At 73.8% G+C, this 13,465-nt stretch carries 9 protein-coding genes; 6 read left to right on the plus strand and 3 right to left on the minus strand.

All coding sequences use genetic code 11. The features are described from left to right. Positions 1-165 precede the first annotated feature (165 nt). Genes IG94_RS0112970 through IG94_RS43115 form a run of 3 tightly spaced genes read right to left on the minus strand, consistent with a single transcriptional unit; the run spans position 166 to position 3,367 of the window. Complete coding sequence (locus IG94_RS0112970) at positions 166-909, minus strand: TIR domain-containing protein (RefSeq protein ID WP_031034881.1); 744 nt, start codon at positions 907-909, stop codon at positions 166-168. Continuing rightward, positions 906-2,606 (minus strand): hypothetical protein, encoded by a 1,701-nt coding sequence (locus IG94_RS0112975; protein ID WP_031034884.1) that lies wholly within the window; start codon positions 2,604-2,606, stop codon positions 906-908. The genes IG94_RS0112970 and IG94_RS0112975 overlap by 4 nt, the downstream gene beginning before the upstream one ends. Before the next feature lie 8 nt (positions 2,607-2,614). Then, complete coding sequence (locus tag IG94_RS43115; RefSeq protein ID WP_031034886.1) at positions 2,615-3,367, minus strand: hypothetical protein; 753 nt, start codon at positions 3,365-3,367, stop codon at positions 2,615-2,617. A gap of 241 nt (positions 3,368-3,608) precedes the next feature. On the opposite strand from IG94_RS43115, the gene IG94_RS0112985 reads away from it, so the two are divergent. From IG94_RS0112985 to IG94_RS0113010, 6 genes are all read left to right on the plus strand, one after another. After that, a complete protein-coding gene (locus IG94_RS0112985; protein ID WP_031034887.1) occupies positions 3,609-4,076 on the plus strand; it encodes a DUF4396 domain-containing protein in 468 nt (155 codons plus the stop codon). Positions 4,077-4,233: 157 nt separating this feature from the next. Further along, positions 4,234-4,380 carry a hypothetical protein gene (locus IG94_RS42575; RefSeq protein WP_157852247.1) on the plus strand — a complete coding sequence of 49 codons (147 nt, stop codon included), beginning with the start codon at positions 4,234-4,236 and terminating at the stop codon, positions 4,378-4,380. A 306-nt stretch (positions 4,381-4,686) separates the two neighbouring features. Then, on the plus strand, positions 4,687-6,720 hold the full coding sequence (locus IG94_RS0112995) for a flotillin family protein (RefSeq protein WP_031034889.1): 2,034 nt from the start codon (positions 4,687-4,689) through the stop codon (positions 6,718-6,720). 122 nt (positions 6,721-6,842) lie between these two features. Beyond that, on the plus strand, positions 6,843-11,909 hold the full coding sequence (locus IG94_RS38560; RefSeq protein ID WP_052410670.1) for a DNA repair ATPase: 5,067 nt from the start codon (positions 6,843-6,845) through the stop codon (positions 11,907-11,909). A 113-nt stretch (positions 11,910-12,022) separates the two neighbouring features. After that, positions 12,023-12,664: a superoxide dismutase gene (locus tag IG94_RS0113005; RefSeq protein ID WP_031034895.1), complete on the plus strand. Its 642-nt coding sequence runs from the start codon at positions 12,023-12,025 to the stop codon at positions 12,662-12,664. Positions 12,665-12,761: 97 nt separating this feature from the next. Beyond that, positions 12,762-13,427: a HEAT repeat domain-containing protein gene (locus IG94_RS0113010; protein ID WP_031034897.1), complete on the plus strand. Its 666-nt coding sequence runs from the start codon at positions 12,762-12,764 to the stop codon at positions 13,425-13,427. The last annotated feature ends 38 nt before the right edge of the window (positions 13,428-13,465 follow it).

Genomic DNA, 13,465 nt, shown 5'->3' on the forward strand with positions numbered 1-13,465 from the left:
AGGGCCGTGGCGGTGCCGGGTGGCGCCGAGGGGCCGCGGCGGTGCCGGGTGGCGCTGACGGGCTGTGGCGGTGCGGACCGGCCCCCGGGGCGCGTCCCTGGTGACGGGACGTGCCCCGGGGGCCGGGTGCGCCGGTCCCCCGAGCGGCGCGGGATCCGCCGGGCGTCACGGCCGGCGGTGGTATGCGGACAGGTGCTGGTACGGGTAGGTGTGGCGCCAGTCCGAGCCGGTGTCGTCGACCGCGCAGCCCGCCGACTTGAGGCGTTCCACGATCTTGCCGAGTGCGGTCTCGGAGCCGTCGAAGCGGATGACGTTGCGGCCCGTGATGTCGGCGATCGGCCGCACGCCGCCGACCTCGACGATCAGCGTGCGCTCGGGATAGGCCATCAGCACCATGCCCAGCTCGATCAGGACGTTCGGGCGCGGCTGGCACACCGGCCCGGTCTCGTGGGCCGGTTCGGTGCGGCCGTGCAGCTCCGGATGGAGGTGCACGACGTCGTCCGGGGTGAGCAGCACGAGTGCCGCCTGCCCGTGCGTGACGGCGACGGGCAGCACGTCGCCGAGGAAGGGCGCGGACTGGCCGGTCTCCTTGACCAGTTGCTCCCACTCCAGGGGGCGCAGGTCGAGTCGGCGCAGGAGTTCGAACATCTCGCGGCGCACCTGGTCGTCGCGGCCGTGCACGACGAAGACGCTGCGTGCGAGCTCGGCCGCGTCGGGCGGCGCGCCCCCGTTGCGCCGCTGGGCGCCCGAGTACGGGTGAGCGGACGGGCCGCCGGGCCCCGGCACGGTGGCGGGGGCGTCCGAGGTCCCGGTGCTCTGGGTGTTGTTGTTGCCGACGCTCTGGTTGGTGCCGTAGTTGATGTTGCTGTTGGGGCCGAAACCGCCGCCGGGGTAGTGCTGGTCCGTCATGCCGGTCGTGCCTCCCTGGTGCCGCCGGAACGAGGCCCCGCGGTCTGGGTGTTGTTGTCGCCGACGCTCTGGTTGATGCCGAAGTTGACGTTGTTGTTCGCGCCGAAGTTCTGCTGGAGGATGTTGGTCTGGTTGGCCTCGTGGTCCCGGGTGTCGACGTCGTGCTCGCGCAGGAAGTCGCCGACGATCTGCAGCAGATGACGTTCCACGATCTGCGTGTACTTGAGGGCGTCGGTCTCCTGGAAGAAGTGGTGGAACTCGTCGTGGGTCGCCATCTCCCGGACGCTGGTGAGGGCGCCGCTGTTCACGTCGGTCCGGGCGTACCGGCCGATCCAGAACCCGTGCCGTTCGGGCGCCGGTGACGCCACGGCCGTCCCCACCGCGACCGAGCCGCGCCGCCGGGGCAGCCGGCTGCGCACCGCACCGGTGGCCCGGCCCAGCACCGCGCCGGGCGCACCGCGGGTCACGTCCCACGCCACCCGCCGCACCAGGTGGCCGTCGATGACGTCGGGCAGCCGGTCGACCAGGTGGAAGCTCTCGATCACCGGGGCGAGGACGTAGGTGTAGAACTCGGTGTGCAGGGTGGCGCCCCTGATGTCGAACCCGACGAACACCGTGGTCACGATCTCCTGGTCCCAGGAGCCGACCCGGATGCGCAGGTACTCGCGGTCGGCGTCGTAGCCGTCCCGCCAGTGCTCGGCCCGCCCGTCCCCGGGGCGTGGGGGGTGGGGGCCGTTCGCGGGCTCCCGGTCGTCGCTCCGGCCGCCCGTGGGGGCGGCGGCGGTGAACCGTCGCCGGTCGACGGAGAGCAGCCGGACGCGGTCGGTCTCGGGCGGCCGGGTGGACAGCTCGGCGAGCATCCGGTCGCTCACCTCTGCGGTGATCTCCTCGGGCGTGAACCCTCTGACGGGCTTCCGCCGCGGGGGCGCGGCCGGGTCCGCGGCCCCGGACCCGTCGCCGGCCGCGTGCCGGGCGTTGGTCCCGCCGCCGTGCGTGCCGCCGCCGTGCGTGCCGGTGCCGTGGGTGCCGGTGCTCGGGCCGTCGCCGTTGGTCCCGTCGCCGTTGGTCCCGCCGTTCGGGCGGGGGAGCAGGCCGCCCAGCGGGCCGTCGGCGAACGACGCCGCGGCGCGGACCGGGGCGCCGATCAGCAGCTCAGCGTTGGACCACCGGCGGACGAGTTCGCCCGCGCCGACGAAGGGCTTGTACCCGCCGTAGCGCACCGTGTCGCAGGACTGCTCGGTGTCGATCTTCCGGACGAGCTCCTCGGTCAGGCGCGCGGTCCGCGGGTAGCGCCGTCCGTCGAAGCCGGCGTGGTCGCGCGACGGGCGGAACTCGGCCGCCAGGATCCTCAGCACGGCGATCCGGCGCAGGACCACGGTGGCCCAGCCGAGCCAGACGAGCGTGAGCAGGCCGACCAGCCCGTTCAGCACGTCGGCGTACACGAGGGGGACGACGAGGGCGGTGCCGGCCGCCAGCGTCCACTGCTGCTGCATCCGCAGCCGGTCGGCGGCCAGCGCGTGGGCCAGCACGGGCACCGTGTCGTAGCCGTACGAGGGGGCGACGAACCGGAACCGGTCGGTGAGCAGTTCCCGGATCACGTCCTTGCGGTAGGTCGGGTCGAGGTAGGCGCCGGCGGACAGCAGGCGCGTCACGTTGCTCTTCGCGTCGGGGCGCTGAGGCTCAAGGTGGCCGGTCATGCGGGTCCTCAGTTTCTTTCCTGGACGGCCGCGTCGACGATGACCCCGTCCCGCACGGTGTAGGTGCCGTCGAATGCCTGCTGGGAGCCGTCGGTCTGCCGGGCCACGAACGTGACGGACACGTCCTCGCCCGTGGTGCCGACGACGGTGAGCTCGTCGCTCTCGGTGGTGTCGAAGCCCGCGACGAAGTGGTCGTAGTCCTCGTCGAGGTTCCTGCCGCCCAGGTCCCAGGCGGTCGGGAAGTCGCGTTCGTTGATGGCGTCGAAGTACGCCGTCACCGTCGCCGCGGGTCCGTCCTCGTCCGCGTACGCGTCGTCGTTCGGGTCCGCGTAGGGGGAGTCGGCCGGGTCCTCGGCTGGGGTGTCCTCTCCGGAGGCCTCCGGGGAGTCCCCGGCGGTCGGGTCGTCCGTGCCGGTGCCGTCCGTGGTGCCGTCGTCGGGCCAGGTGCCCTCGCCGGTCAGGCCGCCGGAGCCGTCGGGGACCGTGCCGTCGCCGGTGCCGTCGTCCGTGGTGCCGTCGTCGGTGGTGCCGTCGTCCGTGCCGGAGTCCCAGCCCGGCAGGGAGCTGTTCCCGTAGAGCCCACCGGTGCCCGGCGCCTCGTCGTCGCCGGCCGTGGCGAGTACCACGGCCAGCACGACTATGAGGACGAACGGGATCGCGACGACGGTCATGGCCTGGTTGCGTACGTGGCCGGGTGTGAGTGCCAGTCCCGGCGCCGGATAGGAATGCCGGGCGCCGGTCGGAACGCGTGTATTACTCATCTGTCACCTCGCTGCCGCCGGTGTCAGAACCGGCGGATACGGCACGCGCCCCGAGTGGGCCGATGTGCCTCGTGCATCGACCGATCCGACCAGGGCGGCCGCTTCCGGAGCCAGATTCCGGCGGTTCCGATGCGCTTCCGATCGGCTTCCGGCAGGGCGGCGGGCGGGCGCGGGAATATACCCCCTAGGGGTATTGTTGCCGTACGGTGGAAGACGTGAGCGAGGTGGAGGGAAGACACCCATGCACGCACACACCCATACGCCCGCGCATGCTCCGGCGCCCTGGTCGACGGCGGCCCGCGCGACGCTGCACTGCCTGACCGGCTGTGCCGTCGGCGAGATCCTCGGCATGGTCGTGGGAACAGCCCTGGCCTGGGGCAACGCCCCGACCATGGTGCTGGCGATCGCGCTCGCGTTCGTCTTCGGCTACTCCTTCACGCTGTTCGGCGTGGTCCGCGCCGGCCTCGACCTCAAGTCCGCGCTCAAGGTCGCGCTGGCCGCCGACACCGTCTCCATCGCGGTGATGGAGCTGGTCGACAACGGCATCGTCGCCCTCACGCCGGGCGCGATGGACGCCCAGCTGTCGGACGGCCTGTTCTGGGGCACGCTCCTCGGCGGCCTCGCCGTCGCCTTCGTCCTCACCACGCCGGTCAACAAGTGGATGATCGGCCGGGGCAAGGGGCACGCCGTGGCCCACGCCCACCACTGACCCGCTCGCACAACCGGTCCGTCCTGACGCGTACTTGGCGGCCCACCCGGCATCGAAGCCCTGGTGAACGCTTCCGGAAACCGGCAATGCGGATCGGTGGCCCCCTCACGCATCATGGAGGCAACGGGGAGCACAACGGAGAAAGAGGGGGCGGACGATGACGACGAACAGCTGCTTCGTCCGCCCGCTCCACCGGCTCCGCCCCGACGAACCCGGCCGAGTCGTGCGCGCCGCCGCTGCCGCGGCCCACGACCGCCGCGCCGTTCGCGCCGCCGACGCCGCCATCGCCGCCTACGCCGTCTGAGACCACGCCGGAACCCACGCCTCGCCCCGCCGGGCCGGCGCGACGGCGGTCTGCCCGACGACGGCCCGAAGGCCTGAAAGCCGGAAAGCCGGAAGGCTCGACGGCCTGGAAGCCCGAAGGCCCGAAGGCAACCGCATCCTGCAACCCGACGGCCCGACCCGCCCGCCGGTCCGACCGTCCGACCCGCCCTCGCCCGCCCGCACGGGCCACCACACCCGCGGCTGTCCACATCCGCAGCTGCCGCGACCGGCCCGGTCGCGGTCCGGCTCCGGCCCGGCCGCCTCATGCCGTAAGGACGTATGCCTCATGGAAGTCATCGGTGTCCTCGCCGCCGTCTGCCTGCTCCTCGTCGCCTTCGTGCTGTTCGTCGTCTCGCGGCTCTTCCGCAAGGTGGAGCAGGGCAAGGCGCTGATCGTCTCGAAGATGCGCAAGGTGGACGTGACCTTCACCGGTCAGGTGGTGCTGCCGGTGCTGCACAAGGCCGAGGTCATGGACATCTCGGTGAAGACGATCGAGATCACGCGGGCCGGCAAGGAGGGGCTGATCTGCCGGGACAACATCCGCGCGGACATCCGCATCTCGTTCTTCGTCAAGGTCAACAAGACCGTCGAGGACGTCGTCAAGGTCGCCCAGGCGGTCGGCACCGCCCGCGCCAGCGACCGGGACACGCTGCAGGAGCTGTTCCACGCGAAGTTCTCCGAGGCCCTGAAGACCGTCGGCAAGCAGCTGGACTTCACCGACCTCTACACCAAGCGCGAGGAGCTGCGGTACCGGATCATCGAGGTCATCGGCGTCGACCTCAGCGGATACCACCTGGAGGACGCGGCGATCGACTACCTGGAGCAGACGCCGCTGACCCAGCTGGACCCGGCGAACGTCCTCGACGCCCAGGGCATCCGGAAGATCACCGAGCTGACGGCCGTGGAGCACGTGCGCACCAACGAGGCGCGGCGCACCGAGGAGAAGGAGATCACCCGGCAGAACGTCGACGCCCGCGAGGCCGTACTGGAGCTGGAGCGCCGGCAGGCGGACGCCGAGATCAAGCAGAAGCGCGAGATCGACACCACCCGGGCCCGCGAGGAGGCCGAGACGGCGCGGGTCGTGGAGGAGGAGCGGCTGCGCGCGCAGGGGGCGTTCCTGCGCACGGAGGAACAGCTCGGCGTGCAGCGCGAGAACCAGGCCCGCGAGGTGGCCGTCGCCGCGAAGAACCGCGAGCGGGTCATCGCCGTCGAGAACGAGCGCATCGAGAAGGACCGCATGCTGGAGGCGATCGGCCGCGAGCGGGAGACCGAACTGACGCGGATCGCCGCCGAGAAGGAGGTCGAGGCGGAGAAGCGGGACATCGCCGAGGTCATCCGCGAGCGCGTCGCCGTGGACCGCACGGTCGCCGAGCAGGAGGAGTCCATCAAGAAGCTGCGTGCCGTGGAGGAGGCCGAGCGGGACCGGCAGACCGTCGTCATCGCGGCCGAGGCCCAGGCGCAGGAGCAGCTGGTCAAGGACATCAAGGCCGCCGAGGCGGCCGAGGCGGCGGCCACCCACCGCGCCGCCGAGGAACTCACCCTGGCCGAGGCCCGGTTGAAGAGCGCCGATCTGGACGCGCAGGCCAAGCTGCGGATGGCCGAGGGACTCCAGGCGGAGGCCGCAGCGTCGGGCCTGGCCGCGGTCCAGGTGCGCGACAAGGAGGCCGACGTCATCGAGAAGGCCGGCCGTGCCGAGGCGGAGGCGACCGGAGCCCGGATGCGTGCCGAGGCCGAGGGCGCGCGGGCCAAGGCGCTCGCCGAGGCCGAGGCGATCGGCGGCAAGCTCAAGGCGGAGGCCGCCGGACTGACCGAGAAGGCCGCGGCGATGGCCGCCCTGGACGACGCCTCGCGCGGTCACGAGGAGTACCGGCTGCGCCTGGAGGCCGAGAAGGACATCCGGCTGGCCGGGCTCGACGTGCAGCGGCAGGTCGCCGAGGCGCAGGCCACGGTCCTGGCCACCGGCCTGGAGAACGCCGACATCGACATCGTGGGCGGCGACACGGTCTTCTTCGACCGGCTGATGTCCTCGGTGGCGCTCGGCAAGGGCGTCGACGGGTTCGTCAAGCACTCGGAGACGGCCCAGGCCCTCGCCGGGCCCTGGCTGGACGGCTCGTCGAGCTTCACCGACGACCTGACCCGCGTCCTCGGCTCGGTCTCCACGGCCGACGTGCAGAACCTGACGGTCTCCGCGCTGCTGATGCAGCTGATGAAGTCGGGCGGCTCCGACGCCGGCCAGGTGCAGCGGCTCCTGGAGCGCGCCGGTGAACTCGGCCTCGCCGACACCCCGCTCACCGCGCTGAACGGCGCGACCCGGGGCTGACCGCCCCCACCGACCGGGTGCCGGGGCCGCCGTACGGGGGTCGGCGGCTTCGGCACCCCCTCGCACGCCCGCACCTCGACCCCGGGCTCCTCCACCCGCCTCCTCGAAGGGATCAACCACGCATGGCCACCGCCCCGGAGACGGACACCACGCGGCGACCGGGGACACCGGACGAGCCCGGCCCGCGCCCCGCCGCCGACACCGCCGGCCCGCGCCCCGCCGACACCGCCGACGCCGGTGCCTACGAGGTGCTGCGCGACCGCCTCGCCGCACAGGCCGCCGAGCTGACCCGGCGGGCCGAACTCCTCAACGCCCGCCGGGTGGAGGAGTTCGGCTCGGCACGCCTCGAACTGGCCGGCACCGAGCGGCTGCGCACGGGGCGTCCTGGCGTGCCGCGGGACATCGCCGCCGTCGGCGAGGGCGTGCTGCTCCTCGGCTCCGCCGGCCGCCCGGGCGCGGGCATCCCGGCGGCGGTGGCCGACGTCTTCACCCTCTACGACCGCGACCTGAACCCGCTGCCCGAGCCGGCCGTCCCGGGACTGCTCGACGACCCGGCCTTCGTACGGGAGTTCGCGGACCTGCACCGCTACTACCGCGGCGCCCGCCTGCTGCGGCTGCGCGTCGTCGACGGCAGGCTGCTGGCCGTCTTCCGCACCGGCGACAAGGCCGACGACATCCGCGTCCTGCGCTGGAACCTCGCGGCGGACGGCCCGGCCGCCTTCCTGGACGCGCGCGGCGAACGCGACGACGTCTTCCCGCCGGCCCACGACTTCACCTGGACGCCGACGGCCCGCGAGGACCACGTCCAGGGCCGGCACCCGCACATCGCCGTCCCCGGCGGGTTCTACGTCGGCGCGGTCGGCGGCGCGCTCACCGTCAAGTCGGACAACGACACCGAGACCGACCGGGGCGTCTTCACCGAGCCCGTCGACGAGCCCCTCCAGGCCCTCGCCGACGCGGACGTCGCACACGCCCGGGTCGGCCCGCTGGTCCTGCTGCGCGTGCGGCCCTACAAGGAGGACACCGACCGCTACCTGGTCTGCAACACCCTCACCGGGTCGGTGGTCCGCCTGGACGGCATCGGCACGGCCTGCCGCCGCCTGCCCGACGACCAGGGCATCGTCTTCCCCGGCGGCTACTGCCTGGCCACGGGCGTCCACAAGACGTACGAACTCGACGCCGACGGACTGGAGTTCGAGCGGGAGGTGCGCTCGCCGAACGGCGAGGACGTGCTGTACGCGTTCCACGCGCGCGGCCGGAGCCGGGGCCTGCTGCTCTCGTACAACACCATCCGCAAGGAGGTCGCGAACCCGCTGCCCTGCCGGGGCTGGGCCCTGGCCGAGGACGGCACCTTCACCGTGCTGCGCGCGGACGGCGACGAGCCCGCCCAGGTGCACCCGGTGCAGCTGTGGAACTCGCCGTACGTCTCCGACACGTACGCCGCCGCCGCGCCCGCCGGGAGCGGTCCGCTGGCCCGCGTCGGCAACGCCGACCTCGTGCGGGGGATCTCCGCCGCCCTGTCCGTCGCCGGCGCCGTCGCCGACGGGATCACCACCGCCGAGGGGTACCGCGCGCTCGCCGCCGACTGCGTGCGCGCGGCCGACGGCCACCACTGGCTCGGCGAGGACGAGTTGGGCGACCTGGCCGGCGCCCTGGCGGCGGTGCGGGACACCGCCGGGCAGGTGCTCGCCGAGTTCGAGACGGTGCGCGAGCTGACCCGGCGGGCGGCCGAGGCCCGCGACGAGGCCGCCGAGCGGATCGCGGCGGTGGTCCGGCGGCTGCGCGGCGAGGCGCCGAAGGAGGCCGCCGCCTGGGTGCGCGGCCTCACCGAACTGCGGCACGCCCACGGGCATCTGCTGAGCGTCGGGGAACTGCGGTACGCCGACGGCCCCGCGGTCGCCGCCCTCGCCGAGGAGGCCGAGGCGTCCCTCGCCGACCTCGGCCGTCGCGCCGTGGCCTTCCTCGCCCGCGAGGACGCCTTCGACGCCCAACGCGCCGACGTGGAACGGCTCGTGGCCGACGCCGAGGCCGTCAGCACCGTCGCCGGAGCCGCGCCCGTCGCCGCCCGGCTCGACGAACTCGCCGACGGACTGCGCACGGTCACCGACGTCGTCGCCGAACTCGACATGGGCGACGCCACGGTCCGTACCGCCCTCCTGGAGCGCGTCGCCGCCGTCCTCGGCGGGGTCAACCGCGCCCGCGCCACCCTCGACGCCCGCCGCCGCGCCCTCCTCGACCACGAGGGCCGCGCCGAGTTCGCCGCCGAGACGGCCCTGCTCGGCCAGGCGGTCACCGCGGCGCTCGCCGCCGCCGACACCCCCGAGCGCTGCGACGACCAACTCGCCCGCCTCCTGGCCCGCCTGGAGGACCTGGAGTCGCGCTTCGCCGAGTTCGACGTCTTCCTCGGCGAACTCGCCGACCGGCGCACCGAGATCTACGAGGCGCTCGCCGCCCGCAAGCAGGCGCTCTCCGACGCCCGCGCCCGCCGCGCCGAACAGCTCGCCGCCTCCGCCGCCCGCGTCCTGGAGACCGTGACCAGGCGCTGCGCGACCCTCCCCGACGCCGACGCGGTCAGCACCTACTTCGCCTCCGACCCCATGGTCGGCAAGGTCCGCCGCACCGCCGGCGAACTGCGCGCCCTCGGCGACACCGTCCGCGCCGAGGAACTGGACGGCCGCCTCAAGTCGGCCCGCCAGGAGGCCGCCCGCGCCCTGCGCGACCGCACCGACCTGTACGCCGACGACGGCCGCACCCTGCGCCTGGGCACCCACCGCTTCGCCGTCAACAGCCAGCCCCTCGACCTCACCCTCGTCCCCGACGGCGACGACGGCATCGCCTTCGCCCTCACCGGCACCGACTACCGCACGCCGGTCACCGACCCGGACTTCGCGGCCACCCGCCCGTACTGGAACCGCTCCCTGCCGTCGGAGTCGCCGGAGGTTTACCGCGCCGAGCACCTCGCCGCCCGCCTGCTGCGCGCGCACGGAGCCGCGTCCCTGGCCGCCGCCGACGACCTGCCCGCGCTGGTCCGCGACGCGGCCCGGGAGGCGTACGACGAGGGCCACGAGCGGGGCGTCCACGACCACGACGCCACGGCCGTGCTCACCGCCCTGCTGCCGCTGTACGAGACGGCGGGCACCCTGCGCCACGAACCGGCCGCCCGCGCCGCCGCCCAGCTCTTCTGGTCCCACGGCACCACCGACGAGCACCGCAGGACCTGGACCCGGCGCGCGGTGTCCCTGGCCCGGGCCCGCGACACGTTCGGCCTCACCGGTGCGATCGAGGACCTGGAACGGGAACTGGCGGAGGAGATCGCCGCGTGGACCGCCCCGCTCGACGCGGAGCGGGCGGGCGCGGCGGCCGGGTACCTCTTCCACGAACTGACCAGCGGCCCCGAGGGCTTCGTCCTCGGCGCGGACACCCGCACCCTCCTGGACAAGTTCCGCCGCACGGCGGGCGGCCCGGCCTACGCCGAGGACCTGGCCGCACTCACGGAACCGGCCGCGCTCACCGGCCCGGCTGCGCTCACGGAACCGGCCGGGCCCACCGACCCGGCCGGGCCCACCGAATCAGCTGGGCCCGCCGGACCGGGCACCGGGGGCCGGTCCGCCGGGTCCGGTGCCCTGGCCGCCCGTCGCCAACTCGTCGAGGCGTGGCTCTCGTCGTACGCGTCCGCCACCGGCACCGACCTCGCCCCCGGCGACCTGGCCGAGGCGGTGGCCGCCGAGCTCTGCCCCGGGCTGCCCCGCTACGACGGCGGCGCCCCGCCGGCGGCCACGGCCGAGGGCCTCCTCGGCGCCCACCCGCGCATCACCGGCGGCCGCCTCGACCTGCGCCTGGACGACTTCCTCACCCGCACCGCGCGCTTCGCCGCGCACGAGGTCCCCGCGTTCCGCGCCTACCAGCGCCGCCGCACCGCCCTGGTGGGCGCCGAACGCGAGCGGCTGCGCCTGGACGACCACCGCCCGCGCGTCATGTCCGCCTTCGTCCGCAACCGGCTCGTCGACGAGGTCTACCTGCCGCTCATCGGCGACAGCCTGGCCAAGCAGCTCGGCACCACCGGCGCGGACAAGCGCACCGACACCGGCGGCCTCCTGCTGCTCCTCTCCCCGCCCGGCTACGGCAAGACGACCCTGGTCGAGTACGTCGCCGACCGCCTCGGCCTGATGCTGGTGCGGATCAGCGGCCCCGCGCTCGGCCACACCGTCACCTCGCTCGACCCGGCCGACGCCCCGAACGCCACCGCCCGCCAGGAGATCGAGAAGGTCAACTTCGCGCTGGCGTCCGCGAACAACACGCTCCTCTACCTGGACGACATCCAGCACACGTCCCCCGAACTCCTCCAGAAGTTCATCCCGCTGTGCGACGCCACCCGCCGCGTCGACGGCGTGTGGCAGGGCCGCCCGCGCACCTACGACCTGCGCGGCAAGCGCTTCGCCGTCTGCATGGCCGGCAACCCCTACACCGAGTCCGGCGCCCGCTTCCACGTCCCCGACATGCTCGCCAACCGGGCCGACGTCTGGAACCTGGGAGACGTACTGACCGGCAAGGAGGACGCCTTCGAGCTGAGCTTCCTGGAGAACGCGCTCACCGCGAACCCGGTCCTCGCCCCGCTCGCCGGCCGCGACCGCGCCGACCTGGAACTGCTCGTCCGCCTCGCCGGCGGCGACCCGACCGCCCACGCCGACCGCCTCGTCCACGCCCTCCCGCCCGCCGAGCTGGAGCGCGTCCTCGCCGTCCTGCGCCACCTCCTCGCCGCCCGCGGGACGGTGCTGGCCGTCAACGCCGCGTACATCGCCTCCGCGGCCCGGTCGGACGCGACGCGCACGGAGCCGGCGTTCCGGCTGCAGGGCTCGTACCGGAACATGAACAAGATCGCCCAGCGGCTGCGCCCGGTCATGAACGACGCCGAGCGCGCCGCCGTCCTCGACGACCACTACACCGCCGAGGCCCACTCCCTCGCCCAGGGCGCCGAGGCCAACCTCCTCAAGCTCGCCGAGCTGCGCGGCACGCTCACCCCGGAGCAGGCCGACCGCTGGGCCGAGGTGCGGGCCGCCCACGTCCGCGCCCGCACCCTGGGCGGCCCCGACGACGACCCCCTCGCGCGCGCCGTCGCCGCCCTGGGCCTCCTCGCGGACCGCGTCGCCGCCGTCGAGTCGGCCATCACCCGGGCCCACCGGCGCGGGTGACGCCCGGGCTTGGGACCGACACCTGATCACCATCCGCCCCAACTACTGTTAGCGTGCAGTTGCGCATGATTGGCAATAACAACCTGGACGCTGAACGTCGGAGGATGTTGGACATGGCGGTGTACTCGCTCCCGGAGCTCCCCTACGACTACTCGGAGCTCGAACCGGTCATCAACCCGCAGATCATCGAGCTGCACCACGACAAGCACCACGCGGCGTACGTCAAGGGCGCCAACGACACGCTGGAGCAGCTCGCCGAGGCGCGGGACAAGGAGCAGTGGGGCTCGATCAACGGCCTGGAGAAGAACCTGGCCTTCCACCTCTCCGGCCACATCCTGCACTCCATCTACTGGCACAACATGACCGGCGACGGCGGCGGCGAGCCCCTGGCCGCCGACGGCGTGGGCGACCTCGCCGACGCGATCGCCGAGTCCTTCGGCTCCTTCGCCGGCTTCAAGGCGCAGCTCACCAAGGCCGCCGCGACCACGCAGGGTTCGGGCTGGGGCGTCCTGGCGTACGAGCCGCTGAGCGGCCGGCTGATCGTCGAGCAGGTCTACGACCACCAGGGCAACGTCGGCCAGGGCGCCACCCCGATCCTGGTCTTCGACGCCTGGGAGCACGCCTTCTACCTGCAGTACAAGAACCAGAAGGTCGACTTCATCGACGCCATGTGGGCCGTCGTCAACTGGCAGGACGTGGCCAAGCGCTACGAGGCCGCCAAGTCCCGCGCGAACGTGCTGCTGCTGGCCCCGTGACGCACGCGCTCCGTCCCGTCCTGTGATCGTCTCCCTCCCGGCGGCTTGACCCTGACACCGTGACAAGGTCTTCACTGCTCGTCAGGAGGTGGTCCTGATGGCGATCACGGGACAGGACACGGCGGACACGCGGCACACCGCGCGAGCGCTGCGCGCGCTGGAGTACGACGACCCGTCGGTCCGGCTCGCCGCGGCGCTGGCCGTCGGCACGGAACCGGACCCGCGCTACGTCGACCGGCTGATCGAGCGCTGCGCGACGGAACCGGAGTTCCACGTACGGGACATGCTGACCTGGGCCCTCACCCGCCACCCGGTGGACCTGACGCTGCCCCGGCTGCTCGGCGAACTCGGCTCGGAGCACGCCCAGGCCCGGAGCCAGGCACTGCACACCCTCTCCAAGACCGGCGACCCCCGGGCCTGGCCGGCGATCACGCGGGCCCACCTGTGCGACCCCGACGACGAGGTGGCGCGGGCCGCGTGGCGGACGGCGGTCGTCCTGGTGCCGGAGGGCGAGGAGCCCGCCCTGGCCGCGGTGCTGGCGACACAGCTGGGCCGCGGCGGACGGGACACGCGGCTGAGCCTCAGCAGGGCACTGGTGGACCTCGGCGACGTGACGGCACCCGCCCTGCACGCCGCGGCGCGCGCCGCCGACCCGCGCGTACGCACCCACGCGCTCGCCACCGACCGCCTGCGGCGCGACCCGGACGCGGGGTTCGAGGCGGCGGTCGAGGAGGCGAAGCGCGTCGTGGCGCTGGGGGACTGAGCACCCGGTGCACGATGGTGGCGGTGCCGGCGGGCGGA

The sequence above is a fragment of the Streptomyces olivaceus genome, assembly GCF_000721235.1.
Lineage (GTDB): Bacteria > Actinomycetota > Actinomycetes > Streptomycetales > Streptomycetaceae > Streptomyces > Streptomyces olivaceus.